Origin of the sequence: Maritalea porphyrae (assembly GCF_027213965.1) — a bacterium.
Classification (GTDB): Bacteria; Pseudomonadota; Alphaproteobacteria; order Rhizobiales; family Devosiaceae; genus Maritalea; species Maritalea porphyrae_A.
Genome location: NZ_JAPWGX010000001.1, coordinates 550,833 through 575,839 on the forward strand (window position 1 = coordinate 550,833; position 25,007 = coordinate 575,839).

A 25,007-nucleotide genomic window follows, 5' to 3' on the forward strand; every position below is an offset into this window, starting at 1 on the left:
CTACATTTTCTCATTGGCAGCGACTTGCAAACCAAAACAACCAACAGGGGGATTTGGGAGCGTAAAACGTCAAACACTGAACAAACGGTACGTTCTAATTCGAATTGCAGTTGAAAATAAACCCGTTTGAGGATGAGTAGCGAGCTGTGTGGATTAGCTGAAGTTCGATGTTGGCTTTGCGGACAAACCGACCAAGCTCAATAACTACATAATCTTTGAGCTTGGGCGGAGAACGGAACTTCATCAAAAGTGCTAGGCAAAACCGAACGGTCGTTGAAGCAGACGTACGTTGATTAGAATACTTGTAGCCCACACCACCATGAACGCAAACCATCCCTTCAAAAGTGGAGATCGAAACGGCAAGCTGTTGCCGAATTTGTTTTTCAAGTTGTTGATTAGCGAACAGTGGGTACACCTCCGTCGAAAACAGTCGCCGTTTACCCCAGTGTTGGCATAGAGAATTGCGCGTCATTTCGCACGCCAGTTGGCCACCGGCTAGTGGTGGTTTTCATTTTGGTGTAAAAACGAACGCCTTCCATGCCATGCATATGGTGATCGCCAAACAGTGAGTTTTTCCAGCCACCAAAACTGTAAAAGGCCATTGGCACAGGAATGGGCACGTTGATGCCTACCATGCCAACTTCAATATCTTGGCTGAACGAGCGTGCAGTATCGCCATCCCGCGTGAAGATGGAAACGCCATTTGCATATTCATGTCCGTGGATCACTTCAACGGCTTCGGCATAAGATTTGGTGCGCACTACCGTTAGTACTGGGCCGAATATTTCTTCTTTATAGATCGTCATATCTGTGGTGGCGTTGTCGAACAGGGAGCCGCCGATGAAATATCCGTTTTCGTGTCCATCAGGTTTTGTGAGGTCCCGGCCGTCAACCACCAACTCAGCACCCTCTTGAACGCCTTGGTCGATATATGAGGTAACTTTTTGGAGGTGTTCACCAGTCACAAGCGGACCCATTTCCATGCCCGGTGTTAGGGATGGTCCAACTTTGAGCGCCTTAATTTTGGGAACGAGTTTGGCGATCAATGCGTCAGCTACAGCATCCGTAACCGGCACAGCAACCGAAATTGCCATGCAGCGTTCGCCAGCTGACCCAAAAGCCGCACCCATCAGGGCGTTGGCCGCCATATCCAAATCTGCGTCCTGCATAATGAGCATGTGGTTTTTAGCACCACCAAGGGCTTGCACGCGTTTGCCATTGGCCGTGCCTTTCTGGTGGATATATTGGGCAATTGGGGTGGAGCCCACAAAGCTGATGGCTTTAACGTCAGGATGCTCAAGCAATGCATCCACCGCAACTTTGTCGCCATTGACCACATTAAACACACCGTCCGGCAGACCTGCCTCTTTTAACCATTGTGCAATCAATATCGGCGCGGAAGGGTCGCGCTCACTGGGTTTGAGAATAAACGTATTCCCCGTTGCCAATGCTACAGGAAACATCCACATGGGAACCATGGTTGGAAAGTTAAATGGGGTGATACCTGCAACCACGCCAAGGGCTTGACGCACCATGTGGCTATCAACGCCAGTGCCCACATTTTCTGAAAACTCGCCCTTGATCAGGTGTGGGATGCCAGTTGCAAATTCAACAACTTCTAAACCGCGCGTAACTTCACCTTGCGCATCGTCAAATGTTTTGCCGTGCTCATTGGAAACCACTTGTGCCAATTCGTCCAATCGATCCCACAGGATTGATTTGAACTTGTCCAAAATTCGAGCGCGTCGAAGAGCTGGCGTTTTCGACCAAGCAGGCCATGCAGCTTTTGCAGCAGCAACAGCCACATCAACCTCATCAACACTCGCCAAGGATACCCTTCCAGACACCTCGCCAGTTGATGGATTAAAGACGTCTTTGGATTGCCCTGAAGTTCCTGCAATCACATTATTTGAAATGAAGTGACCAATCTCGATCATATCGGTATTCCTTCGTGAGTTGGCTATTTAGTGGGTTTGTACGTTTGGTGCTGTTTCTCCGGTGAGGGAAACCGAACAGGCGTTTTGGTCTGGCAAAGCGCGAAGTCTTTACCGGCCATCACTAGTGTCAAAAATCTGCGCAAATTATTCGTTTTCTCTCAGTACTAAGGGCTGTTTCTGCAGACCACAGTTTTCGAATTCATGGCGGGTGATAGCTTTTTCTTCGTCTGTAAGTTCCAACATTGGGTGTCGGACAAATCCTCCTGCTTGCCCTAAGAGTTCTTGCCAGTACTTGCCATGCGCCTGTGGTTTGCCAGCAGGTTTGGATTTGCGTATTGCTTCACGAACAGGATCAAGACTGTCACATACACGACGGGCTTCTACAAAGTTTCCGTCAAACGCCAGCTTCGTATACTCGTGCATACGTTTATCGTTCTTAGTTTGAAGCTGATATGGTGGTGAAGAACAAAGGTAGAGCTTCCAACCCAATTCTTCCACATTGTCCAACCACTCATCTTCAGACGAAGTTGAAACATGTATTTTGTCGCCAATCATACGCGATAGCCGTTTGTACATTTCACGCGGAACAGAGTATTTGATTGCAACAATATTGGGCAGCTCCGCTATACGCGCACAGGTCTCTGGTTCCATAAGATAACCGCTGTCCGGGTGGCTCCACATTGCAATGCCAATATCGAGATTGTCGCAGAGGTATTTGTAGTAATTGTATAGGACTTCGTCCCGATCTTGGCAAAAGCTCAATACCGGTGCGTGAACAACAATGTAATCTGCGCCACAATTCTGCGCGTGTAGCGCAAGTTCAAGCACTGTAGTTACGTTTTGATCGGACGCCGACATGATTGTGCCGGCTTTGTCGCCACACTCTTCGACTGCTATTTCAAAATTTCGTTTACGTTCCTCCAGCGACATCGAAAAGAACTCGCCCTGTTTACCCGCAATAAATAGACCTTGAATGTCCAGATCATCAATCCAATGGCGAATGTTTGAACGTAGCCCAATTTCATTAAGTGCTCCATCAGCTTCGAAAGGGTTCAAAGCCGCTGCCCATATGCCGTTCATGTTTTCGCGTGCGTAGTCTTTTGCATCAAGTTTTGAGTATTTCATTTGTACATCTCTTTCAAAGACCCAGTTTCGCGGTCCGGCGCCTTGACCGACTAACAAGTCTTGGCATTAGGCAAATTTGCGCGCTTGTGTGCTGTCCAATTGATCATGGAAGAGCGCGTTGCGGTAATACAAAGACCGAAACCTGATATAAGCAAAATGGATATCTAGAGACACTGATTGCGCGATATGTTGATATTGGATGCTTGCGAAGGAGATCTGATGAGTATTGCTATTTTGGGCGATGGGGCCATCTCTGCATTTGTTAGAAAACAGCTAGCAGTTCATAAAATTGAGGTGCGTACGCTTTTGGTGAGACAAGGCAGCCATGTAAAGGATGGCGATAGTTGTCTCCGCGTTTCTGACGTCGCCGATCTTCCAGCAGATACAAAATTGCTTGTTGATTGTGCTGGTCACGAAGGTCTTCGTGAGCATGGTGTAAAAGCATTAGCGTCAGGAATTGATGTGTTGACGATTTCTATTGGGGCATTGGCCAACAAAGAATTCGAGGCTGAATTGATGAACGCCGCAGTGCGAGGTAACGCGAAACTACAACTAGCAAGTGGCGCGATCGGCGCACTCGATGCACTTCGTGCTGCTAGCACGGGCACACTAACTCGCGTAAATTACATAGGCCGCAAGCCTGCACTTGGGTGGTTCGGCTCACCAGCGGAGGACAAAATCGACCTTGCTAACCTCGCAAAAGCGACTGTTCATTTCGCTGGCACTGCGCGCGAAGCCGCACTAGCTTATCCAAAGAATGCAAACGTTGCTGCGTCGGTTGCAATATCTTCACTTGGGTTTGATAAAACCACTGTAGAATTAATTGCTGACCCTGAGATAAACGCCAATACGCACGAAATTGAGGCTCATGGGGATTTTGGTGAGATGCGATTTTCCATTTCAGGCAAATGCTTGCCTGACAATCCGCGAAGTTCTGCATTGGCGGCGATGAGTGTCGTAGCTGCCATTTTAGAAGAACGCAGACTGATAAAGTTCTAGGAGCAAAACTTGGCTGCAAAATATAGTAGGATCGTTGATCGTGCCCTTACAAGACTGAAGCTGAAACAGCTCCGCCTTTTAGTCGCTGTAGGAAAGCACGGAAACATCCAGGCCGCAGCCAGAGAGCTACATGTGTCTCAGCCTGCTGCAACCAAAATGATTCAAGAGTTAGAATTAGATTTTGAGGTAAAACTTTTCGAACGCACCAACCGAGGGGTCATACCAACGGTCTACGGAGAGGCGATGATCCGTCATGGAAAACTCATTTTTGCTCAGATTTCAAACGCTGCTCAAGAGCTTGATGATCTGACCGAGGGAACGAGTGGCCGCGTCGTTATTGGCACCTTGCTAGCAGCTTCCTCTCAGTTACTGCCACTGGCAATTGAACAGGTTTTGAGCAAACGTCCCAATGTCACCATTAAGGTTGTTGAGGGCACAAATGAAGTGCTAATGCCCGGCCTTAGGGCAGGCGAAATCGACCTCATCGTTGGAAGGCTGCCCATCCATCGTCATCGCGATAAGCTGGCGCAAATCCCATTGTTCAGTGAGCGTATTCAACTGTTGGTTGGCAGTTCCCACCCGCTTTGCAAAAAAACCAATGTTACTTTCAATGATTTGAAAAATTACGGCTGGATTTTACCGCCGATTGAGACTTCTCTGCGCAGCCAGATTGATCGATATTTTGTCGATATGGAGCAGTACCACCCGCCGGTTACAATCGAATCCGTTTCCTACTTAACAAATAGAGGTTTGTTAGCGGGAAACAGCAATTTGATCGCCGTTATGCCAGCGCATATTGCTACCCATGATGTTCGATTGGGTTTGCTGCAGTATTTGTCGTTCAAGCTGCCATTTGAAACCGGATCGGTCGGCATTTCTTATCGCGGTGAAGATCAATTGTCGCCTGCTGGAAACGCCGTACTATCTGCGCTTTCAAGCGTAGCAGAAACACTATAGCCACCCCGGTTTCAGCGGCTTGCCAGATGCACAGCTCAATCCAGTACCATCTTGTGAGAAACGTTTTTTACAACCGTGTAAAGATGTAGACCTTCTTCTCCGCCTTCGCGACCATAGCCGCTGGACTTAACTCCGCCGAATGGCGTTTCGGGTAGCGAAGCCTCAAGTGTATTTATGGACAGGTTTCCTGTTTCAACACCCTCGATTAACTGCTCCGCGTTCGCAGACGAATGTGTAAAACCATAGGCAGCAAGCCCAAACGGCAGCTTGTTCGCTTGATAGATGCCGTCTTCGAGCGACAACATTGAATTGATAATCGCGATCGGGCCGAAAGGCTCCTCTTCCATAATTTTTGCGTTATCAGGAACATTGGCCAAAACCGTGGGCTCAAAGAAGTAACCGCAATCACCAATGCGTTTGCCACCTGTGCGCAACTCAGCACCCTTGGATACCGCATCCTCAACAAGACCGATCATGGCTACCAAACGCCTTTCATTGGCAACAGGGCCCATCTGCGTTGCTTCATCCAAGCCCGGACCAACAACGGTTTGCTTCGCACTGGCAACAAACCTGTCGGTAAAACGTTCGAACTGATCCTGCCCGACATAAAAACGCGTTGGCGATGTGCAGACTTGCCCGGCGTTGCGATACTTACGGTCTGCACATGTTGGCGCCACTTGAACTGGATCTACGTCATCGCACACGATTACAGGCGCATGCCCGCCCAACTCCATCAATACCGGCGTCATGTGTTCTGATGCCAAATTCGTGAGGTGTTTGCCCACAACCGTGGAGCCAGTAAATGCAACTAACCTAATTTTGTCCCGGGGGATAAGGAAATTTGAAATCTCTGCTGGAACGCCGAACACCAAATTCAGCACCCCGTCAGGCAAACCCGCATCCTGAAAAGCACGGGCAATATGCAGCGCGCCAGCTGGCGTTTCTTCTGCGGCCTTTAGAATTATTGAACACCCAGCGGCCAAGGCACCAGCAATTTTGCGGGCCGGTTGACTCATGGGGAAGTTCCAAGGCGAGAACGCTGCTACCGCACCGATAGGCTGTCGCAATACCGTATGCCGCATACCTTGAACACCCGGAATGGCACGTCCATAAAGGCGCTGGCATTCGCCAGCATCCCATTCAAGAAACTCACTGCCACGAATGACCTCAAGTTGGGCTTGCTGAAAAGGTTTACCGTGTTCCAACGTGATAGCATAAGCAATCTCATCTTGCCGTTCTCGCAAAAGCCGCGCGGCCTTAATAATGATGTCGCTTCTGTCACGTGGAGCGGTTTTTCGCCAAATGGCAAACCCGCGGTCAGCAGCATCCAGTGCATCTTCCAAATCAGATCTTCTAGCCACAGGCAGTGCGCCAATCACACTTTCATTCGCTGGATTGACGACTGGCAATGTCTCACTAGTTTTTCGCCATTCTCCACCGATGAAAAGATCAAGTTTTGGGTATTCCATGTTGAGCTGTTCTCGCTTGTTTGCATCTGTATCCCTCTTTTTTAGCCAGCTCCTCCCCCTCAACCAATAGATATGAAGTGATACAGTTATAGACATAAGGAATATCTGATCTTGGCAACAATCCGGCCTTTAAAGTCGTGCCCAATCAACAGTTTAACCCACAAACACTTTGGTCCAGGAACGACAAAAGACACGCTCGAATTGAACGTGCCTTTTGCCATCATTTACTGTTTCAGTATTTAGAGAAAGCGCAGCAAATGTTCCAACTGCTAAATCAGGAGAACAACTATTTGGAAACTCCATAGACCATGTTGGGCAAAAACGTGGAGATCGTCGGGATAAATGTTATCAAAATCAACAACACCAACATGGCGAATATGAAGGGCAAGACGCCTTTTACAACTTCTCCAACTTTCGCTTTGGACGCATTGGCCAAAACGAACAGGTTGAGGCCGATGGGTGGTGTAAGCAATCCAAGTTCCATATTGATAATCATCATGATCGCAAAATGAACTGGGTCAATTTCAAGCGCTATCATGATCGGCACAATCAGCGGCAATGTGAGAAGGAGTGTAGCGAATACCTCCAAAATCATACCCAGCATGAGCAAGATCACATTAATCACCAGCAAGAATTGCCATTTGGACATGCCGCTCTGTGTCACCCAATCGAGCAAGGTACGAGTTAAGCCTGTTTCTGTGAGCCAGTGACTAAAGCCGAAAGCCATAGCTACAATGATCATGATTGTTGCACTTGATCGAATTGCTTGAGCCAGAATTGTAGGCACATCAGACCACTTGATTTGACGGTATACATATATCGCTAGCAAGATTGCCAAAGCGGTCGATAAGCCAGCGGCTTCGGAAACGGTAACTATGCCACTGTAAATGCCCCCTAAAACAATCACTGGAAGCATTAACGCCGGCAATGCAATCCTATTTGTACGGACAAATGTTTTGAAGCTCGGACGTGGTTCACGTGGCAGCTTTTCCTTGCGGGCGATAAACAATATGACAGCCATAAACAATCCAGCCTGCAAAAGCCCAGGTATAACGCCTGCCAAAAACAGTCTAGCAATCGATGTATCCGTAATCACAGCGTAAACGATCATGGGGAGACTAGGCGGGATTAGAATGCCCAATGTACCTGAGGCGCCAATGACACCAAGAGTAAAGGGCCGAGGGTATCCACGCGAAGCCATTGCCGGAACTAGAATGACCGCCATTGCCAAAGCTGTCGCAACACTTGACCCAGAGATAGCGGCGAAAATTGTGCATGTTACAACGCAGACGAACGCTAATCCGCCTCGTGCCTGGCCAACCCAAGTACTCGCAGCATCAATTAGCGCGCGAGAAATGCCGCCAGTATCCATGACACGCGCAGCCATTACGAATAAGGGCACAGCGACCAGTGTTGGAGAGTTCATCTCATCGATGATTTTTTGCGCGAGCCCAATAAGTGGCCGACCATCTAAGGAGTAACTTACACCCGCCACCATTCCCAAAACCAGGAAAATTGGTGCGCCAAAAACCAAAAGAAAGATGAACAGTACAGCTGCTATAGGAACCGACATTATTGCGAAAACTCCGTGTCACGATCGGACACAATCCGAATGAGGTGAAAAACGAAACCCGAGGCCATGCCAATACAAGCGATTGGCAAGATGGCATAGTAGATCCAAATCGGGAACCGCAAGCTGCTCGACGTTCTGTCGTCGTAAGAAAAAGCTTCATGTGCGACGCGCCAACCGTACCAAGCAAGCCACGTCATAAAGGAGATCGCAAGAACTGCGATACCAATCTCGACGAAACGCTTCCAGTTTTTAGGGAGCATACCGAGCACCAATTCGGTGCGAATATGGGCTCCGCGAGCAGAAACCTGCCCTAGAGAGGTCAGCACCGACCACATCATAAGATAGACGATAATCTCATCGGCCCAATCAACGAGTGCAGCGGTGTAGAAATACCTCGCTGCAGCCTGTTCCGCGACGAGGCAGAGGGCAACAAGCGCTGGCCCAGAAATCAACCACAGTTCTAGTTTGGTTAGGAAATGCTGAAATCTTGACATACAAGTTACCCTCTACTCTTTTCGTTATGGCAATTCTGCCAAGATGGCTTCGTATAGCGCCATGCTGGAACCTAGTTCGCCAACTAATGCTGGCTCATTAGCGATCATCTCAGCACGCGTCGCTGCCACATCAGCAGCGTCTGGAACCGTAATAACGACACCATTGTCAATTAGAGTTTGACGAGCTTCTAATTGAGCATCAGCGGCGGACGCGCGTCCATCATCAATCATGTCTGCCCAAGTAGAGCTCAGCAACTCCTTCACACTATCTGGCGCTTTGTGCCAGAACGTGTTGCTGACCAAAGGTACGAAGAAGCCAAAGTACTGATTGTCTTCGAAGGCTGTTTTTACACCCGATTCATAAAGCTTTGCTGATGCCGCAGATTCGAAAGTCGTAAGCAACCCATCAACTGTGCCTTGCTGCAAAGCAAGTGGAGTGTCAGGCCATGGCAAAACTGTTGGAACAGCACCTAAAGCTTTAAAGCGTGCGGTATTTGCAAGCCCACCTGGGATGCGAATTTTGGCACCTTTGAGATCGTCAAAACTTGTAATGGAGCGCCCCGCGCCGAATGTGTTTCCTGCGCCAAAGCCCATCCAACGGCCCAAAACAACTGATTCAAGACTTGCTTCAAGTCCTTTGTTCAACTGGTTGCCGATGTTACCATCCACTAAGGCGTTCAACTCGTTATTCGCGCGTCCATAGAAATGCGGGATAAACAACAAATTGATATCGGGTGCTACGCCACCCAATTGCCAAGTGCCAACTGCTGCCATTTCAACACTGCCCTGGCGCAAGGCACGGGGAACATCTTTCCCCTTATAGAGCTGACCACTGTGAAAAAGTTCAACCTCAATTTCACCTGCGCTTGCGGAGTTGACCCTATCGGTGAACTCCTGCAAAAATTTGGTATTCACGTGATTGACGTTGTTTTCAGTTGTGATGCGAAACTTCATCGCTTCAGCGAAGGCGGTACTCGGTAGCAATCCAATTGCTAGTGATACAGCCAATGCCTTGAATACATTTTGTTTCATTGTTATGTCCTCCAACATGACAAATTGCGGTAGAAGTGCAATCCAAAAAGGCCTAAAATTAGCAAACGAAAGTCTGCTAAAACCTCTGCCTCCCTGCAAATTCTGTCCCACAACAAGTACATTTCAATTTTATGCAACCGACTAAACACATTACTTCACCGAATGTGAGGTCGCTGCCAGCTAGACTATCGTTCAGTTCGATATAGATTGAAATTATTGATAGCGAATGCTGGTATCAATAAATTGCATAGTAGGGCGGTGCGCAGTTTTGGGGCAATTACGACCAACCGTGAGCCGCAGGTCCGCGCAGCGAATAATAAGATCTTGCTGGAAAACTATTACCTACCAGGTGATTTCGAACGCCAGATCAAAACATTCGTCGATTATTACAACAATCAGCGTTACCATGAGAGCCTGAACAACGTCACACCGGCTGACTTCTACTTCAGCCGAGACAGAGCCATTCTACGACAAAGGGAGAAAATCAGAGCCAACACAATCAAACAACGCCGATTGCAACAACAAAAACAAGCTGCATAATCAACAAACAAATGAACCAGAGCCTCCAGTAACTAAACCGCTCTAAATACCCATTTCATTTGATGACGGACATTCACGTTCGTTAAACACAAATGGCATTCCATGCAGCAGATGTTGCTGGCAAAACGTCACCATCGTCAGCTCATCTGGCACGATCAAAAATGCAGTTTCAAACTCGGTGAGTGTCATGCATCGTAGACCTTTTAGTTTGACTGCAATAGCCGCTAGTTTGATTTGGGGCAACCAGGTGCTAAAAGCAGATTTTACCAACTCATCATTTGGCTCTATCCAAGACGACAATGCGTCACTGCAAAAGCACAACTGAAAGCTGGCTTTTCCCATAAGGCGTATAGCTGTATCAAATATGGCTGCACCGGCGGGGCGCCACAAGTCAATCAGGTCCTCACCCAACGTTTTGCACAGAGATGTCTGCTTTCGGCAGGCGGCGGAAATTGGATGCGCTTGGTACGGAGGTCGGCTTTGGACCGGAAGCGCCCACGTGCTAGACCTGCGGTCTCGAATTGTTCGTATGACCGCTTGGAGCCCATTTAAGACCTTCCATTTTCTGATGTGATCAGAACTTTCGGCGTATTGCAGTCATTGATGCAAAACAAGATCAGGACAAGTTTCGCTTCGGTCCAGCATATGGCTCGAATTCGCAGCGCATGTTTGCACTGGCCCTGGTAATCTTTATGCGGAACAAAAACAGGGCAGCACATTCATGACGAGTTGTTGCTGGCTCGCGGTTGTGCGCGCGTTGTGCTTTTCTTCGGAGCTGGTGTTCTCGCGCAAGAGTGCAATTACCAGTTCTGCGTTATCTACTCAAATTTGAGTTCGCCATCGCCCTCCTTCAGGGACGCAGATATCCGTCTTATATGGACGCATAGATCACTGAAATGTTTCGGCGATTGATTGCTGAATTGAAGCTTGTGATATGTACAATCATTGAGCCAAAATACTCGCCAATCTACAAAGCGCGTGACTTACATCAAATTGGTTTTTGTAAGAATTATTACTTAGTTAGTAATATTGCCAAATAATGCGTTCTGTTTTCGTTACGTTACTAGGGGATAGACATATATGGCAATTTTTTCAAACAAAAAGACTGAGGCAGCTCACGATGAGGCCAACGCCAAACTTGCGGCGATTGGCCGAGTCCAAGCAACAATAGAATTCGAGCTTGACGGCACAATCATCACCGCAAATGAGAACTTTCTAGTCACGTTAGGTTATGAGTTAAGCGAAGTTGTTGGCAAACACCACAAAATGTTTGTCGACCCCGCTTTTGTGGCAAGTGCGGAGTATGAAGAGTTTTGGGCCAAACTGGGCCGCGGTGAATTCCACGCCGCTGAATTCAAACGTGTTAGCAAAGATGGTGGCGATGTCTGGATACAGGCGTCTTACAACCCAATCTTTGACCGGAATGGAAAACCATACAAGATTGTCAAGTTTGCCACTGACGTTACGGCTCAAAAACTTCAGAATGCAGACAGTAGTGGCCAGTTGGATGCAATCTCCAAGTCTCAGGCGGTGATTGAATTCAATACGGATGGTGAAATCCTGACAGCGAATAAGAATTTCCTCAATGCTCTGGGATACCAACTTGAAGAAATCCAAGGTAGGCACCATTCAATGTTCGTGCAGCCTGCTGAAGCTGGTGGACCGGAATATCAAAAATTTTGGACGAAACTGAAACAGGGTGAATATCAAGCAGCGGAATACTTGCGTATTGGGAAAGGCGGCAAAGAAGTCTGGATACAGGCATCTTACAATCCCATCTTCGATCTGAACGGCAAACCATATAAAGTCGTAAAGTATGCAACAGATATCACCGGGCGAAAATCAGCTGTGCAACAGTTGAGCACCAGTTTGGCAATGCTGGCTGAGGGTGATCTTAATGCGCGAATTGAAAATGAATTCACCCCTGACTTAGAAGAAGTCCGCAATGCTTTAAATCAGACAGTAGACCAACTTATTTCCATTGTTGGGCAGATACGCAAGACATCCAGTGGTCTCAAGTCAGCTACCGGCGAGATTCTGGCCGGTGCAAATGATCTGAGTGAAAGGACAACTCGTCAAGCCGCAGCGATTGAAGAGACTTCTGCTGCAATGGAGCAATTGGCGACCACTGTGGTGGACAATTCCAAAAAGGCAGACGCTGCAACTGAGAAGACTCTGTATACGTCCAAACTTGCCACAGAAGGCGGCGAAGTAATGGGCAATGCAACAACGGCGATGGAAAGAATTACTTCTTCCTCAACCAAGATTTCCAACATAATCGGGATGATTGACGATATTGCCTTCCAAACCAATCTGCTGGCGCTCAACGCTTCTGTAGAAGCGGCGCGAGCTGGTGAAGCTGGAAAGGGTTTTGCTGTTGTGGCGGTGGAAGTGAGGCGCTTGGCCCAGTCTGCTGCTGAAGCCTCCTCCCAGGTCAAAACGCTCATTGAACAAAGTGCCTCTGAAGTATCTGGCGGCTCCAAACTGGTCGCCGAGGCTTCTGAGAAGTTAGCCGCCATGCTCATATCAGTTCAGGAGAATTCGGAACTGATGAACGCGATCTCTGCGGCCAGTCGTGAACAGGCGTCTGGTATTGAAGAAGTTAGTTCTGCAGTGCGTCAGATGGATGAAATGACCCAACACAACGCAGCTCTGGTAGAAGAAACCAACGCAGCAATTGAGCAGACCGAAGTGCAGGCTTCAGAGCTTGATCGTATTGTTGACGTATTCAAAGTGGCCGACAACACGGCAAGACACGGACAAGCTGACGTATCGCATACATCGGCGGTTGCACCTAATGGGGCTAAGAGCTCGCAGCAAAAGATCCAAAGCGCAACGACGTCTTACAAAACTAATGGCAATGCTGCAATCAAGGAAGAATGGGGGTAATTCTGATGAGCATGGAAAATGCAATGGATATGGATGCCTCTTATGGGCCTGAGAAGGTCACGGTGCTTGAGAACGAAGGCCAGTTTGTCACCTTTATTTGCTGCAACAACGCTTATGGCATCGACATCATGTCGGTCAGGGAAATTCGGTCCTGGTCCCCGACAACGATATTGCCCGATCAACCCCATGCAGCTTGCGGCGTTCTCGAGATTCGTGGAGAAGTCATTCAGGTCTACGATCTGGGTATGCTGCTTGGGTTAGGTTGCATTGAGGCGACCGACGGCCATGTGGTGCTGGTGATCTCTTTAGAGGCTCAAACTATAGGCATTTTGGTTGATTCAGTATCTGACATTATTCAGGTGAAAGCCAAAGCATTGCGACCGCCGCCTGCTGGCAGTATAGGCCGCGGTATTGTCGAGGGCTTAATCAAGCACGAAGACAGAATGCTCTCGATTCTGAATTTGGAACCGGTGTTGTGATAAGGAAATTGCGTGAGGGGAGTTAATGAAAGTCAAGTGACAAGCCAAATGTCAGCTTCCCTCTCGTTGCTTTCAATAGCAAGGATCCTTGCTTGGTCGGTTTGTCCACGTTGCGGACATTCAGTCAGGCACAAACGACGTACAGATTGAAAATCGACTTGCCGGAATTCAGGTTGTCGAAGGTGCGCGGTAGTTAAGTGCCGAGAGCGGCTGAATTGTAAGTGTAGAATCCGTGCGCCAAGATCTCAGGAAAAACACTAGCTCTCTTGTTGAAAGAGTTCTTTTGTCCAAATTGAGTTGATCGGTGTGAATAAGGAAGCTAAGTGACACGAAGCGCTCAAGTAATGGACGCCTCCGTCTTTTTCGGTGCGAGAACTTTTGGGATCTCAGAGAGGAATTCCGCCTCTCAGGGCGCTACCTAATCAAAGTCATATTGATCGTATTTCCACGCGGCAAAGCAAACGCTGGTTCAAACAAACTTCTCTTAAAATTCGACTGGACTTCGCGGGCACAACGAGCAATCGTGACGTTGCGTTTCGTTATCTTAAATGGTGGAAACGTAATCGGCGCCCGGTTTCGGGCTCTGCTCAGTGCAAGGCAATGTTGCCGCGCACAAAAAGCGGAGTTCAAAATGTCGAAGGCCCTTCAGCGATCAAACACCAACAAGGCACAGCAACTCGCGAAGCTACTGACGAAGCCAAACGGTGCAAAAATATCCACCATCTGCAAAAGACTAAGCTGGCAGCCTCACAGCGTTCGGGCCGCAGTATCACGGCTGCGAAAGAGCGGTATCAAAGTGGTCGCGTCTCGCTCAAAACGATCCGGCGAGACTGTCTATTCGATTTGCGCATCGGTACCTGAGGGAGCGTAGAATGACAGTTCAAATGTCCCCTCCTCTTTCGGATAATCTGCGCGCTAGCCAACAAACACATCACGATTTCTGCAAACTCGATTTGGCCGCTTGTCGCAAACTTTGGCGGAAGTCATTTCGACATACGCCTCACAAAGACTTGTCTGTGTCATTCATGCGGCGCGTCTTGTCTTATGAAGCACAACGTAAAGCATTTGGTGGACTGCCGACGGACGTTAAAAGAGCGTTTAAGCGCCTTTCAAAACGGGTTCACAGTGATACCCGGGGAACCGTATCTCTAAGTCTTGCGCCCAAACTGGCCTCCTCACTATCTCCAGGGACACAACTTGTTCGAGAGTGGAACGGCAGAACTTACCAAGTTGAAGTCGCCGAAGACGGATTTGTTCTAGATGGACGAACTTACAAATCACTAAGTGCAATCGCCAAGAAAATCACCGGAACACAGTGGTCTGGCCCTCGGTTCTTCGGGTTGCAAAAACGATGAAGAAAGTCCGATGCGCCATCTACACAAGAAAATCCTCCGAGAACGGGCTAGAGCAAGAGTTCAATTCATTGGATGCGCAACGAGAAGCTTGCGCTGCTTACATCGCAAGCCAAAAACATGAAGGTTGGGTGTTGCTTGATAATGCCTATGACGACGGCGGGATATCCGGTGGCACATTGGATCGTCGTGGTTTGCAAAAACTCATGGGTGATGTTGAAGAAGGACTGGTTGATCAAATCGTCGTCTACAAAATTGATCGCCTCACGCGGTCCCTTGCCGACTTTGCAAAACTTGTCGAGCAGTTGGACAAGTCAAATGCTTCTTTCGTTTCTGTAACTCAGTCATTCAATACCGCCACCAGTATGGGGCGCCTGACTCTAAATGTGTTGCTGTCTTTTGCGCAGTTTGAACGAGAAGTCACTTCAGAACGCATTCGAGACAAGATTGCGGCTTCCAAAAAGAAGGGTCTCTGGATGGGTGGAAATGTTCCGCTCGGTTATGAGGCTGATGGTAGAACGCTCAGGATCAACAAAAGAGAAGCGGAGACCGTCAAAGCGGTGTTTGAACTCTACAAGAAGCACAGCTCAATTGACGAAGTACGGGAAGAAGCCGAACGCCTTAATCTAAAAACAAGGCCGATGGGCAACAAGCACTCAACTAAGGGAAACAGCATACTCAGCCACAGCAACATTCACTACATTCTGACCAACCCGGTATATGCTGGCCGAATACGCCATCACAACGTCGTCCATGATGGACAGCACCCCGCCATCATTGATCCTGTTGAATGGGATGAAGTTCAATATCGACTGTCCAAAGATGCATCTCGCCAAAGAGGTAGACCCAACTCAGCCACTACGGCCTCATCCCTAAAAGGAAAAGTGTTCGACGAGACAGGTGATCGATTGACGCCAAGTCACACCAAGAAAGGATACAAACGATATCGCTATTACATCTCTAATCGGTTGCTGGGCAAAAAGGACGGCGCCAACCCCTCACCCGCTGGATGGCGGCTATCGGCGAACCTTTTGGAAGATCAGGTCGCACGAGCAGTGCTGCAACACTTCAAACTAAAGTTGCTCAAGAAACTGGCTTCGAGCATTCCAGCCGACGAGATCGTTGCGCTAACGCGCTCAATAGACGAGCTAGATCCGAACACGGATCGACCTAAAATCCTGCTTTGCACATACAAGGTCACCTTGAGACCTGGCCAGATGCAAATCAAGTTGCATCATGATCAGACTGCCGACCTACTTGGCATCGCAGCGGTCGTCGTGAATGGCAAATGCAAACCTGCCTGTCTAACACGTGACCTGCTCAACTTCGACGCACCGTTTCAGCATCGTAAAAGAGGCGTCGAAACAAAAATAATCTTGGGCGACACGCCAGTAGAACAAGACAAAACGCTCATCAAAAACCTTGCAATGGCACACCACTATTTGAATGAAGTTAAATCAGGCAAACACTTCGATGAGATTGCTGCCGATTGCAAAGTTTCCAAACGCCGTATCATGCAGATCATCAATCTGGCGTTCCTCGCACCCGATATTGTGCAGTCGATAATGCAAGGCAAACAGCCAACGGACTTGACCTCCAACTATTTGGTGCGCCATCCACTCCCAGCTGATTGGCAACAACAGCGCAAGACTATCAAAACGCTTTAGCCCGCAAACGATGCAGTAATCCCAAACCTGTCAGCACCGAAATCAACAAAAGAGACTTTTGGCTATACAGCTCCATTAGCGGGTCGACACCAACGTCTCGTTACGCAAACGGGATCGCTAACGCGCTGAAATAGCGCGAGAATTCGGAGGAATGCTGAGAGTCGTCGGGAAAATTTGAAAAGATGGCTGGGGCGCCAGGATTCGAACCTGGGATGGCGATACCAAAAACCGCTGCCTTACCACTTGGCCACGCCCCAACAAGAATTGTTCAGTGAAGTTTTTATGACTGAACGATGCGGTCTATACGCGTTTTGAACTCAACGTGCAACCACCCAATTGGCGGTTTTTTAAAATTTTCCGCGAAAAAGTGATTTCGTATGTTTGAAAACGAAAAACAGGGGCGAACTTGCCTTAGGATTCAATGTTTTCAAATAGATATCAAGGCATTTGGCGAATAGCACAACGCGCCAAGGTGAATCCATTTGCGAGCACATATGGTTTCTTTTGATATAGCCTATCTCCGCATTCCATGTTTAGGACGCCTGCTTGCAGGACCAATAGTTTCCATCTATTGCATATGATGGGATTCATTGATCCATATTGCCACCAAAGAGCAAATTTGCCCGACTATGCAAACGCAAACCGCGCCAACTTACAATACTGACTTTACGCCTCCAATTGGTGTGCCCGAAATTATTGCGCCAGGTATCATGCGTGTGGTCGCACCCAACGCCGGCCCATATACCTTTCAGGGCACAAACAGCTATATTGTTGGATTTGACGAAGTTGTTGTTATTGATCCGGGCCCAGAAGACGATGATCATTTTGCAGCTTTGCTGAGCGCAATCGTTGGGAAAAAGTGCAAAGGTGTGCTGCTTACGCACACGCATCGCGACCATTCAGCGCTGGCACCTAGGCTGGCGAAAGCCCTTGAGGTTCCTTTGATGTTTGAAGGCCCACATCGCCCCTCCCGACAGCTCAAAATGCTTGAAAGAGATCCCCTAAAGCCGTCCGGGCACTATGGGCTAAAACCCGAGTATGTTGTGCGCGAGGGCAGCAAGATCGATTTGGGCGAAATCGGTTTGATTGTTCATACCACCCCTGGCCATTGCGCCAACCACATTGCTATTGGCATCGAGGGCCGCAAGGAACTATTCACGGGAGACCATGTCATGGGATGGTCTTCTAGCTTGATCGCCGACCCCGACGGGAGCCTTGAAGACTATTTTGCCTCCCTCGAGAAAGTCATCCATTTGCCCCACACCTGCTTTCTGCCTGCACACGGCGGTCCAATTAAAAATGGGCCGGAGTTCGCAAGCCAACTGCTTTGTCATCGGCAGGCAAGAAATAAACAGATTATTGCAGCGTTGGGGAGTGGCCCAAAATGGACTTTGTCATTGCTAAAAGAAATCTATCCGGACATTCCCATAAAGGTAAAACCCGCAGCTTTGCTCACGCTGAATGCGCATCTGCAGTACCTTGCTGCGCACAATGAAATTGAAGCAAGTGGCTTGTTTTGGGCGAAGCGTTATACAGCAAAGATGTGACGGATCGACGCTTGTGACATTGGAGCGCCCCAGTCAAAATGGGCATCCACTACAATGTCTAGATTGATGCCAAATTATGGGGATGATCATGGCCAAACCTGACCAACTGCCTTCCGACAGTACATTGCAGCAATATTACTCGCCTGGTGATTTTATGGATAGCTACTCATCGAGTTTAAAAGGGCGTCCAGATTTGCTCGATTGCGATATCCGATTATTGGCTGAGCAGATCGGCAATATTGAGATCGATTGGGCGGTCAATTTGCTGAAGCTGCGCAATATATTGATGCAGCCTTTCCGCCTCAAATCGACCAAGGATCTGATGGATAATGCGCAGGTTCCTCCCCTTGAAAAAACAATCGGCGACCGCGTTGCTTTTTTCAAAATCTACAACATCAGTGAAAATGAGATTATTCTTGGTGAGGATGACTGGCATCAAGACTTTCGTGTGTCTCTCTATCGGACCAGCGCAGCAAATCCGCGTGTAATCATGACCACAATTTGCAAACGACATAATGCTTTTGGTTATGCTTACCTCGCCGCAATTTTGCCTTTTCATAAGCTGATCGTGCGCTCAACGCTTGAAGCAGGTATAAAGAAGGCAATTACAGCGACTTAATCGGCAATTTGGCGTTCCGGTGTCGATGCGACGAGCTCGTCTAGTGTGAGCAGGAAATTCTCAATTCTGGCGCTATTCGCTCCATAGTCGCCACTGCCATAGCGCGAGGCAGACCGCACATTAACAATGACCAATTGGGCCGTTGTGCGTGTGCTTATTGTGACGTCATCAACAAACCCCAGCAGAGACTTGGCTTTGTAGAATTGGTGTAATTCCGCGGCACTTGTTTGTGTTTGATTGAGCTTGCTCCAGCCCATATTCGATGCTGCTTGGGAAATAAGATCCAATGCGGTTTGTTCATCCAACCTATATTGGCGCGTTCCGGCAAATCTGTATTTTTGTCCATCAATCAGTGTAGCAACAGGCGCATCTGCACCATTCGCGCGCCCTTGGATGGGAGTAATGAGTGGAGCCGTAGAAACGTCGTTGATATTTGGAAACTGGCTGGACATAACCGCCATGAACATCAAAAAAACGATGGCAACGGTTCCCACCAACAGGCCGCTTGTGGATTCTCGCCAACCAGCATCGCCGCTATACCACAAGCTGATGTAGCCGATCAGTCCTAGGATGAACGAGAAAAGCGCCAGTGCAATGGCAAGGATAATGCAGGCAACGAAAACAGAACTGGCAAGCACCCCAACATAATGCAATGCAATGGCCAGCAAGACGAGCGGCAACACAGGGCGCGCCATACGCGTCGCCCATATTGCCCACCCAGATGTTCTGATGAAAACGCGCATATAGTCCTAAATATCTAAGTTCATTTAGACATTAAGGGAAGAGGCGCTGTCTTGTCCAAGGTTGGTTGGAATTTTCCCGTGTAAATCGCACCCTGTCATGTAAGCGATACTCTCCATCGCACCAGAACTCGATTTCAATAGGCTCAATTGTGTATCCGCTCCAATGGGCTGGGCGCGGCACATCTTCGCCATATTGCGCTTCGAATTGTGCAACGCGGTCCATTAGTTCTTGCTTGGATTGTAGGGGACGCGATTGCTCAGACGCATGGGCACCAATGCGCGAACCCAGCGGGCGGCTTTTGTAGTATGCGTCAGCAACTTCGGCAGAAACAGGCACCACAGCGCCCCGAATGCGCACTTGCCAATTAAGCGATTTCCAGAAAAAGCCAAGGGCAGCCTTTGGATTGGCGGCAAGTTCTTCACCTTTAGAACTTCGTGTGTTCGTATAAAAGGTGAAACCATCTTGTGTGCGTTCTTTCAATAGCACAACGCGCACATCTGGCATGCCATTGCCGTCTACTGTTGCAAGCGAGAGCGCGTTGGCCATTGGTTCTTTTTCGCTGGCAAGGGCCAGCCATTGGTCAAACAAAGCGTAAGGATCAATTTCACCTTTAAAGGTGTGGTCGAACAGTTGTGCATTTAAGGCTTGGACGTCGGAACTCATATTCTCACCCAGATTGGCCTTTGGCGCTATCCCTTGGCAAAACCTACATCAAGAACAACAAGCAGCCCCCTGCACGGCGCTTCTTGCTATCGCGTCTTCTTGATGCATGAAGCTACCGGTGGCTTCGTCAAAGACATAATTGTCTACATAATTGCGTGCACTATTGGCCAATTCGGTGACTGATTCAATGATGAAATTTGCTTTTTCATCGCTCAGCAAATAGCTGAAATTCAATCGCACCCAACCTGGCCGTGCCAGCGCATTACCCTCTTGTATCTCACGACGCATTTGGGCTGATTGATCCGCGTCAATTCCAAGCAATTCGTGTCCATATGGCCCCGCACACGCGCAGCCGCCGCGCGCTTGAATGCCATATAGATCAGACAGCATGCGCGTGAACAACTGATGTTGGATCAACCCGCCCTCGCCGTCTTTGATCTGGAATGAAAATATGGGCAAGCGTGTTGCCGTTGGGTGCCCGAGGACTTTGATGCGATCACACTTTGCCCACGCGTCAGATGCGCGTTGTTTCAATTCGGCTTGGCGCTTAGCAAGAAACGAAGGGCCGATGGCGTCTTTCACCATGAAGCAGAGCGCGGCGCGAATATCACCGATTACGTTAGGTGTTCCCGCTTCCTCACGCGCAGCCAGGGACGCCACATAGTCGTGGTTCCAAGGGGAAACAAAAGTCACGGTGCCACCGCCCGGCCAACTTGGTCGATTTGTGGCGCTCAGTTGATTTTTGACCACCAAAATGCCAGATGCAGCTGGGCCACCTGGGTACTTATGGGTTGAAAGAAAGATTGCGTCTAATTCGACAGTTTCTGGTTTCACCGAAACGGGTAAATATGGCGCACCGCCCGCATAGTCCCAAATAGCCAATGCTCCATTTTGCTTCAGCAAATGAGACACCTTCGCCACATCCGTCAGAATACCGGTCACATTTGAGGCTGCGGAAAACGAGCCAATTTTCAAAGCACAATCCCGGTGTATATCCAATTGAGCCTGCAAAATCGCCAGGTCCGGGCCACCGTCTTCTGCTTCGGGAATAATGACTATTTGCGCGCCGGTTTCACGCCACGGCAAAATGTTGGAATGATGCTCATAGGGGCCAATAAATATGACAGGCTTCATTCCTGCGCGCACAGCTTCTTCAACACCAAGCAATTTGACTAACCGATTAACCGCCGCTGTTGCACCAGAGCCTGTAAAAACAACCGAATAGTTTTCATCGGCCTGTAGTGATTGGGCAATTTCAGCTCTGGCCTGCTCCCGCATTTGGGTCATTTGCGCGCCACAAAAAGAAGAGCGGGTGTGCGAATTGGCATAGTACGGCAGCGCATTATTCGTCACAAAGTCTTCGATTTGTCTGAGCGCACGCGCAGAAGCAACATAGTCTGCATAAACAAGGCTTTTGGGTCCGAACGGACCGGGAATAGAAATCCCATCGCCAATTAAACCAGCGCGCAGTTGCTCGACCAAATTCTCAGCTCTCAGACTGGCTTTAAACTGCTCGAACATATTGCTTTTCCTCATCAAACAGAATTTCAGAGTCAATTGTTGTGTTTTGGTCGGCATCACGTGACAGGCATACCAAAGAGTTTGGCGGTATCTCTTGCCAATTCTGCACTTCGCCATCTAGTGGTTCAGAAGCCAGCAAGATATCGCCACCTAGATCCCTTTTATAAAGCGAAGGCGCATAGGCGTCAGAAGACCACCGCACCGCCCATATTTGCTCGCCATTGGTCACTGAAAATGTGGCGCGAAACGCTTCTACTATCCCGTGCTCTGCGCAAACTGAGGTAATTGACCGCATTGTCGTGCGAATGGCTGTTTTTACATCTTCAAATAGGCCGTTGTTCACCAACATGGCGAACATCAACTCGCTGTCAGTTGTACCTTGCAAGGCAGCATAGGACTTGTCGCAAAGCGTTTGCTGAAACAAGCGTTGTACTTTGTTAAACTCACCAATTTGCCCGTTATGCATAAACAGCCAGTGATTTGTTCTAAACGGGTGACAGTTCACAAATGTGTTTGGCGCACCTGTGGAGGCGCGAACATGGGCAAAGAATAGCTTCGCTTTCACCTGAGAGGTCAATTCACGCAGATTTGGGTCGGCCCAAGCTGGCCCCGCATTGCGATAAAGGCCGGGACATTTGTGATCACCGTACCACCCAAGTCCGCCGCCATCACCATGGACGCCAAGTTTGGCTTTGTGTGACTGCTGCGCTTGGGCGCACAACGATCGCGGCCCATCATATAAGAAGTCATTGATATAAGTGGGTTTCCCCAAATATGCGATCCAGCGACACATATTACTCTCTTTCGTGATTACCTCTCTATAATATCACCCAAAATGTGTAATTTTTCACCAATTTTCTTGCACATAACGCAACATATGTGGTCATATGATCGTATGAATGGCATGAAATTAGATCGAAATGACATTGCGATACTACGAATCTTGCAAAGAGATGCATCCGTGTCTCAGCGCGAGTTGGCAGCCCTTGTGAACTTGTCGCAAAACGCTTGTTGGAGGCGCATCAACGCGCTGCGAGAGGCCGGGTTGATTCTCAATCAGTCGATGATGCTCAATCGCAAACTGCTGGGGTTGGGTCTTGTGGTTTTTGTGATGCTGAAAACACGTCATCATTCGGCGGATTGGCTTGAGACGTTTCGCCGACATGTGTCAACCATCCCAGAAGTCGTCGATTTTTACCGCATCGGCGGAGATTATGACTATTTTCTCAAGGTGATAACCAACGATATGGACAGCTACGATGACGTGTATCAAAGGCTGATTTCCAAAGTTGAACTGGACTCGGTCACTTCCTATTTCGCAATGGAAGCCATTGAAGAGCAGCGGCCGCTGCCTCTTTAGGTCAACATTGTGCTGCAAGACTAGACATTGCGGCCTTGGATCGCCATATATGGCGCAACAATGAATATGTCCGCACGGGAGCGAAAAGCTGTTGCTGTGCGTTGATTGGAGAGAAATATATAGATGCGTGATCCTTACAGCGTTTTAGGTGTGCCAAGGTCCGCGAGCGATAAGGACATTAAGTCTGCATATCGCAAACTCGCTAAAACCTATCACCCCGATCAGAACAAAGACGACCCAAAGGCGCAGGCCAAGTTTTCTGAAGCCTCAAATGCTTATGACTTTTTGTCCGACAAGCAAAAACGCGGGCAATATGATCGTGGCGAAATTGATGCTGACGGCAACCCCAAAATGGCGGGCTTTGACTTTTCTGGTTTTGGCGGCGGTGCTGGGCAGCGCGGCGGACAGCGCCGTGCAGGTGGATTCTCTGGTGGTGCAGGTGGCGCGGGCGTTAACCCCGAAGACATTTTGAAAGAATTCATGGGCGGTTTTGGCGGCGGGCAACGCGGTGCAGGCCCGATGGGCATGGGAAGCGCCGGTGGGTTTGCTAGCGGCGGACGCACCACAAAAGGTCAGGACGTCAAGGTCGGGCTCAAAGTGACGCTCGAACAAATAAGCGCCCGCCAGCCTGTGCCTGTGCATTTGCCAAACGGTAAAACCCTTTCTGTCAATTTGCCATGGCCGCTTGAAAACGGGCAACAAGTACGTCTCAAGGGGCAAGGCGAAGCGCCTCCCTTTGGTGGGTCAAAAGGCGATGTTCTGGTGAATGTACGCATTCAACCACACAAGCATTTCCGCAAAGACGGCGAAAACTTACGCGTAGATGTGCCTTTGACGCTTTATGAAGCGGTTTTGGGTGGCAAGGTACGCGTGCCAACGCTTTCGGGTGCGGTTGAGCTGAATATTCCAGCTGGCGTTGACACATCAAAAGCCATGCGCCTCAAAGGCAAAGGCCTTTTTGGTGAAGGTGATCTCTACGTCAATCTGCGGATCAAACTACCAGAAGAATCCGACCCGGATTTGGAAAGCTTGATGCGGTTTTGGCGCGACCAAAAACCTTATAAACCGCGCGATTAAGTCGTTCGATCCGCCGCGGCCCGGGCCAGTCTGTCGTTGATCGCGATGCCAATCCCCTCAATGGGGATTGGGGCAACTGCAATTGTGGCGACGCCCATGGCATCGAGTTCACGCAAATATTGAAAAAGGTTCTTAGCGGCCTCTGCCAAGTCGGCCTTTGGCGAGAGGTTGCGGCAGTTCGGTCCGTCAAAAGCGGCAGAACCGAAGCCTAAAAAAGCTTCACCACTGTTGGGCGATATGGCGTTTAGGCGCACTTTTGCATTTGGTGCGTAGTGAGATTTGAGCATGCCGGGCGCCACGATTTTTCCGCTGTCTGGCAGATTGACCTTAATGCCAATTTCGCTTTCGACCATTTCAGCTGTAACATTGCCTGGTCGAAGCAAAATTATCCTGTTGTTCTCGATGGCCAGAATGGTGGATTCAACGCCTGCTTCGCACGCGCCTCCATCTAACACAGGAACAGCTCCGCCAAATGCGTCGATCACATGTTGAGCTTTGGTTGGCGACAGCTTGCCCGAAGGATTGGCTGATGGGGCAGCAACAGGTTGGCCCAAAGTAGACAGCAAGCGGCGCGCCATTGGATGCTTGGGCAAACGGATGGCCACTGTGTCCAGACCGGCGGTTACAAGATCAGAAATTCTTGCATTCGCTTTTATTGGCAGAACGAGCGTTAGTGGACCAGGCCAGAACGCATTTGCAACTTTTAGCGCCAACGGATCAAATTCTGCGATCTCCCTTGCCATTGTCATGTCGGCACAATGAACAATCAACGGGTTAAAGCGTGGACGGCCTTTAGTTTGAAAGATTTTGAGAACAGCATCATCGTTGCTCGCCAATCCAGCAAGCCCATAGACAGTCTCTGTAGGCATTCCGACCACATCACCGTTATGTAAATGTTCAACAGCTTCATTTACTGAAACCGGATTTGGGTATAGATGGCGTTCATTCATTTGCGCTGTTTGG

23 protein-coding genes, 1 tRNA gene and 1 pseudogene are annotated in these 25,007 nt (G+C 48.9%); 12 read left to right on the forward strand and 13 right to left on the reverse strand.

The features are described 5' to 3' along the window. Positions 1–437: 437 nt before the first annotated feature. Together O4H47_RS02920 and O4H47_RS02925 are read right to left on the reverse strand one after the other, a co-directional pair. Entirely contained in the window at positions 438–1,937 is a 1,500-nt protein-coding gene (locus O4H47_RS02920) for a CoA-acylating methylmalonate-semialdehyde dehydrogenase (protein ID WP_269392437.1), read from the reverse strand. A 144-nt stretch (positions 1,938–2,081) separates the two neighbouring features. Next, positions 2,082–3,062: a dihydrodipicolinate synthase family protein gene (locus O4H47_RS02925; protein WP_269392438.1), complete on the reverse strand. Its 981-nt coding sequence runs from the start codon at positions 3,060–3,062 to the stop codon at positions 2,082–2,084. A gap of 219 nt (positions 3,063–3,281) precedes the next feature. On the opposite strand from O4H47_RS02925, the gene O4H47_RS02930 reads away from it, so the two are divergent. Both O4H47_RS02930 and O4H47_RS02935 read left to right on the forward strand, forming a co-directional pair. Further along, on the forward strand, positions 3,282–4,061 hold the full coding sequence (locus O4H47_RS02930; RefSeq protein ID WP_269392439.1) for an aspartate dehydrogenase: 780 nt from the start codon (positions 3,282–3,284) through the stop codon (positions 4,059–4,061). Between the two features lie 9 nt (positions 4,062–4,070). Further along, complete coding sequence (locus tag O4H47_RS02935; RefSeq protein ID WP_269392440.1) at positions 4,071–5,018, forward strand: LysR substrate-binding domain-containing protein; 948 nt, start codon at positions 4,071–4,073, stop codon at positions 5,016–5,018. Positions 5,019–5,053: 35 nt separating this feature from the next. On the opposite strand, the gene O4H47_RS02940 is transcribed toward O4H47_RS02935, so the two are convergent. From O4H47_RS02940 to dctP, 4 genes are all read right to left on the reverse strand, one after another. Beyond that, positions 5,054–6,487: an NAD-dependent succinate-semialdehyde dehydrogenase gene (locus O4H47_RS02940; protein ID WP_269392441.1), complete on the reverse strand. Its 1,434-nt coding sequence runs from the start codon at positions 6,485–6,487 to the stop codon at positions 5,054–5,056. Positions 6,488–6,773: 286 nt separating this feature from the next. Beyond that, positions 6,774–8,060, reverse strand: coding sequence for a TRAP transporter large permease (locus O4H47_RS02945; protein ID WP_269392442.1), 1,287 nt, complete (start codon positions 8,058–8,060; stop codon positions 6,774–6,776). Continuing rightward, positions 8,060–8,554: a TRAP transporter small permease gene (locus tag O4H47_RS02950; protein WP_269392443.1), complete on the reverse strand. Its 495-nt coding sequence runs from the start codon at positions 8,552–8,554 to the stop codon at positions 8,060–8,062. The genes O4H47_RS02945 and O4H47_RS02950 overlap by 1 nt, the downstream gene beginning before the upstream one ends. Before the next feature lie 24 nt (positions 8,555–8,578). Then, complete coding sequence (gene dctP / locus O4H47_RS02955) at positions 8,579–9,586, reverse strand: TRAP transporter substrate-binding protein DctP (RefSeq protein ID WP_269392444.1); 1,008 nt, start codon at positions 9,584–9,586, stop codon at positions 8,579–8,581. Positions 9,587–9,901: 315 nt separating this feature from the next. Here dctP and O4H47_RS02960 point away from each other — a divergent pair. Beyond that, positions 9,902–10,126: pseudogene (locus O4H47_RS02960) on the forward strand (integrase core domain-containing protein); the annotation flags it as partial. 42 nt (positions 10,127–10,168) lie between these two features. Here O4H47_RS02960 and O4H47_RS02965 read toward each other — a convergent pair. Further along, positions 10,169–10,315, reverse strand: coding sequence for a hypothetical protein (locus O4H47_RS02965; protein WP_269392445.1), 147 nt, complete (start codon positions 10,313–10,315; stop codon positions 10,169–10,171). Positions 10,316–11,206: 891 nt separating this feature from the next. On the opposite strand from O4H47_RS02965, the gene O4H47_RS02970 reads away from it, so the two are divergent. From O4H47_RS02970 to O4H47_RS02985, 5 genes are all read left to right on the forward strand, one after another. Beyond that, a complete protein-coding gene (locus O4H47_RS02970) occupies positions 11,207–13,015 on the forward strand; it encodes a methyl-accepting chemotaxis protein (RefSeq protein WP_269392446.1) in 1,809 nt (602 codons plus the stop codon). 5 nt (positions 13,016–13,020) lie between these two features. Next, positions 13,021–13,494, forward strand: a complete 474-nt coding sequence (locus O4H47_RS02975) for a chemotaxis protein CheW (protein ID WP_269392447.1) — start codon at positions 13,021–13,023, stop codon at positions 13,492–13,494. Between the two features lie 631 nt (positions 13,495–14,125). Further along, complete coding sequence (locus O4H47_RS18155; protein ID WP_419719583.1) at positions 14,126–14,365, forward strand: DUF3489 domain-containing protein; 240 nt, start codon at positions 14,126–14,128, stop codon at positions 14,363–14,365. Between the two features lies 1 nt (position 14,366). Further along, a complete protein-coding gene (locus tag O4H47_RS02980; RefSeq protein WP_269392448.1) occupies positions 14,367–14,849 on the forward strand; it encodes a DUF2924 domain-containing protein in 483 nt (160 codons plus the stop codon). Beyond that, positions 14,846–16,513, forward strand: a complete 1,668-nt coding sequence (locus tag O4H47_RS02985; RefSeq protein ID WP_269392449.1) for a recombinase family protein — start codon at positions 14,846–14,848, stop codon at positions 16,511–16,513. The genes O4H47_RS02980 and O4H47_RS02985 overlap by 4 nt, the downstream gene beginning before the upstream one ends. Positions 16,514–16,696: 183 nt before the next feature. Here the strand turns inward: O4H47_RS02985 and O4H47_RS02990 are convergent. After that, positions 16,697–16,770: transfer RNA gene (locus O4H47_RS02990), tRNA-Gln, on the reverse strand. 372 nt (positions 16,771–17,142) lie between these two features. Here O4H47_RS02990 and O4H47_RS02995 point away from each other — a divergent pair. Both O4H47_RS02995 and O4H47_RS03000 read left to right on the forward strand, forming a co-directional pair. Continuing rightward, on the forward strand, positions 17,143–18,060 hold the full coding sequence (locus O4H47_RS02995) for an MBL fold metallo-hydrolase (protein WP_269392450.1): 918 nt from the start codon (positions 17,143–17,145) through the stop codon (positions 18,058–18,060). An 88-nt stretch (positions 18,061–18,148) separates the two neighbouring features. Then, entirely contained in the window at positions 18,149–18,679 is a 531-nt protein-coding gene (locus O4H47_RS03000; protein WP_269392451.1) for a DUF2867 domain-containing protein, read from the forward strand. Here the strand turns inward: O4H47_RS03000 and O4H47_RS03005 are convergent. From O4H47_RS03005 to O4H47_RS03020, 4 genes are all read right to left on the reverse strand, one after another. Next, positions 18,676–19,374: a DUF1499 domain-containing protein gene (locus tag O4H47_RS03005; protein WP_269392452.1), complete on the reverse strand. Its 699-nt coding sequence runs from the start codon at positions 19,372–19,374 to the stop codon at positions 18,676–18,678. The two genes, O4H47_RS03000 and O4H47_RS03005, sit on opposite strands and share 4 nt — an antisense overlap. Positions 19,375–19,453: 79 nt before the next feature. Next, a complete protein-coding gene (pdxH, locus tag O4H47_RS03010; protein ID WP_269392453.1) occupies positions 19,454–20,086 on the reverse strand; it encodes a pyridoxamine 5'-phosphate oxidase in 633 nt (210 codons plus the stop codon). A gap of 48 nt (positions 20,087–20,134) precedes the next feature. Next, positions 20,135–21,607 (reverse strand): aminotransferase class V-fold PLP-dependent enzyme, encoded by a 1,473-nt coding sequence (locus O4H47_RS03015; protein ID WP_269392454.1) that lies wholly within the window; start codon positions 21,605–21,607, stop codon positions 20,135–20,137. Beyond that, positions 21,591–22,400, reverse strand: a complete 810-nt coding sequence (locus tag O4H47_RS03020) for a class II glutamine amidotransferase (RefSeq protein ID WP_269392455.1) — start codon at positions 22,398–22,400, stop codon at positions 21,591–21,593. Before O4H47_RS03020 ends, O4H47_RS03015 begins: the two co-directional genes overlap by 17 nt. Before the next feature lie 102 nt (positions 22,401–22,502). Between O4H47_RS03020 and O4H47_RS03025 the strand changes: the two genes are divergently transcribed. Then, entirely contained in the window at positions 22,503–22,967 is a 465-nt protein-coding gene (locus O4H47_RS03025; protein ID WP_269392456.1) for an Lrp/AsnC family transcriptional regulator, read from the forward strand. Positions 22,968–23,090: 123 nt separating this feature from the next. After that, the gene (locus O4H47_RS03030; protein ID WP_269392457.1) at positions 23,091–24,044 is read left to right on the forward strand and encodes a DnaJ C-terminal domain-containing protein; all 954 of its coding nucleotides are present in this window, start codon (positions 23,091–23,093) and stop codon (positions 24,042–24,044) included. Here O4H47_RS03030 and O4H47_RS03035 read toward each other — a convergent pair. Continuing rightward, positions 24,041–24,994 (reverse strand): L-threonylcarbamoyladenylate synthase, encoded by a 954-nt coding sequence (locus O4H47_RS03035; protein WP_269392458.1) that lies wholly within the window; start codon positions 24,992–24,994, stop codon positions 24,041–24,043. The genes O4H47_RS03030 and O4H47_RS03035 overlap by 4 nt on opposite strands. Between the last annotated feature and the right edge of the window lie 13 nt (positions 24,995–25,007).

Excerpts from the sequence above, each read along its gene's own strand:
- O4H47_RS02920 (WP_269392437.1), bottom strand. The coding sequence starts at position 1,937 with ATGATCGAGATTGGTCACTTCATTTCAAATAATGTGATTGCAGGAACT.
- O4H47_RS02925 (WP_269392438.1), bottom strand. The coding sequence starts at position 3,062 with ATGAAATACTCAAAACTTGATGCAAAAGACTACGCACGCGAAAACATG.
- O4H47_RS02930 (WP_269392439.1), top strand. The coding sequence starts at position 3,282 with ATGAGTATTGCTATTTTGGGCGATGGGGCCATCTCTGCATTTGTTAGA.
- O4H47_RS02940 (WP_269392441.1), bottom strand. The coding sequence starts at position 6,487 with ATGGAATACCCAAAACTTGATCTTTTCATCGGTGGAGAATGGCGAAAA.
- O4H47_RS02945 (WP_269392442.1), bottom strand. The coding sequence starts at position 8,060 with ATGTCGGTTCCTATAGCAGCTGTACTGTTCATCTTTCTTTTGGTTTTT.
- O4H47_RS02950 (WP_269392443.1), bottom strand. The coding sequence starts at position 8,554 with ATGTCAAGATTTCAGCATTTCCTAACCAAACTAGAACTGTGGTTGATT.
- dctP (WP_269392444.1), bottom strand. The coding sequence starts at position 9,586 with ATGAAACAAAATGTATTCAAGGCATTGGCTGTATCACTAGCAATTGGA.
- O4H47_RS02965 (WP_269392445.1), bottom strand. The coding sequence starts at position 10,315 with ATGACACTCACCGAGTTTGAAACTGCATTTTTGATCGTGCCAGATGAG.
- O4H47_RS02970 (WP_269392446.1), top strand. The coding sequence starts at position 11,207 with ATGGCAATTTTTTCAAACAAAAAGACTGAGGCAGCTCACGATGAGGCC.
- O4H47_RS02975 (WP_269392447.1), top strand. The coding sequence starts at position 13,021 with ATGAGCATGGAAAATGCAATGGATATGGATGCCTCTTATGGGCCTGAG.
- O4H47_RS18155 (WP_419719583.1), top strand. The coding sequence starts at position 14,126 with ATGTCGAAGGCCCTTCAGCGATCAAACACCAACAAGGCACAGCAACTC.
- O4H47_RS02980 (WP_269392448.1), top strand. The coding sequence starts at position 14,367 with ATGACAGTTCAAATGTCCCCTCCTCTTTCGGATAATCTGCGCGCTAGC.
- O4H47_RS02985 (WP_269392449.1), top strand. The coding sequence starts at position 14,846 with ATGAAGAAAGTCCGATGCGCCATCTACACAAGAAAATCCTCCGAGAAC.
- O4H47_RS02995 (WP_269392450.1), top strand. The coding sequence starts at position 17,143 with ATGCAAACGCAAACCGCGCCAACTTACAATACTGACTTTACGCCTCCA.
- O4H47_RS03000 (WP_269392451.1), top strand. The coding sequence starts at position 18,149 with ATGGCCAAACCTGACCAACTGCCTTCCGACAGTACATTGCAGCAATAT.
- O4H47_RS03005 (WP_269392452.1), bottom strand. The coding sequence starts at position 19,374 with ATGGCGCGCCCTGTGTTGCCGCTCGTCTTGCTGGCCATTGCATTGCAT.
- pdxH (WP_269392453.1), bottom strand. The coding sequence starts at position 20,086 with ATGAGTTCCGACGTCCAAGCCTTAAATGCACAACTGTTCGACCACACC.
- O4H47_RS03015 (WP_269392454.1), bottom strand. The coding sequence starts at position 21,607 with ATGTTCGAGCAGTTTAAAGCCAGTCTGAGAGCTGAGAATTTGGTCGAG.
- O4H47_RS03020 (WP_269392455.1), bottom strand. The coding sequence starts at position 22,400 with ATGTGTCGCTGGATCGCATATTTGGGGAAACCCACTTATATCAATGAC.
- O4H47_RS03025 (WP_269392456.1), top strand. The coding sequence starts at position 22,503 with ATGAATGGCATGAAATTAGATCGAAATGACATTGCGATACTACGAATC.
- O4H47_RS03030 (WP_269392457.1), top strand. The coding sequence starts at position 23,091 with ATGCGTGATCCTTACAGCGTTTTAGGTGTGCCAAGGTCCGCGAGCGAT.
- O4H47_RS03035 (WP_269392458.1), bottom strand. The coding sequence starts at position 24,994 with ATGAATGAACGCCATCTATACCCAAATCCGGTTTCAGTAAATGAAGCT.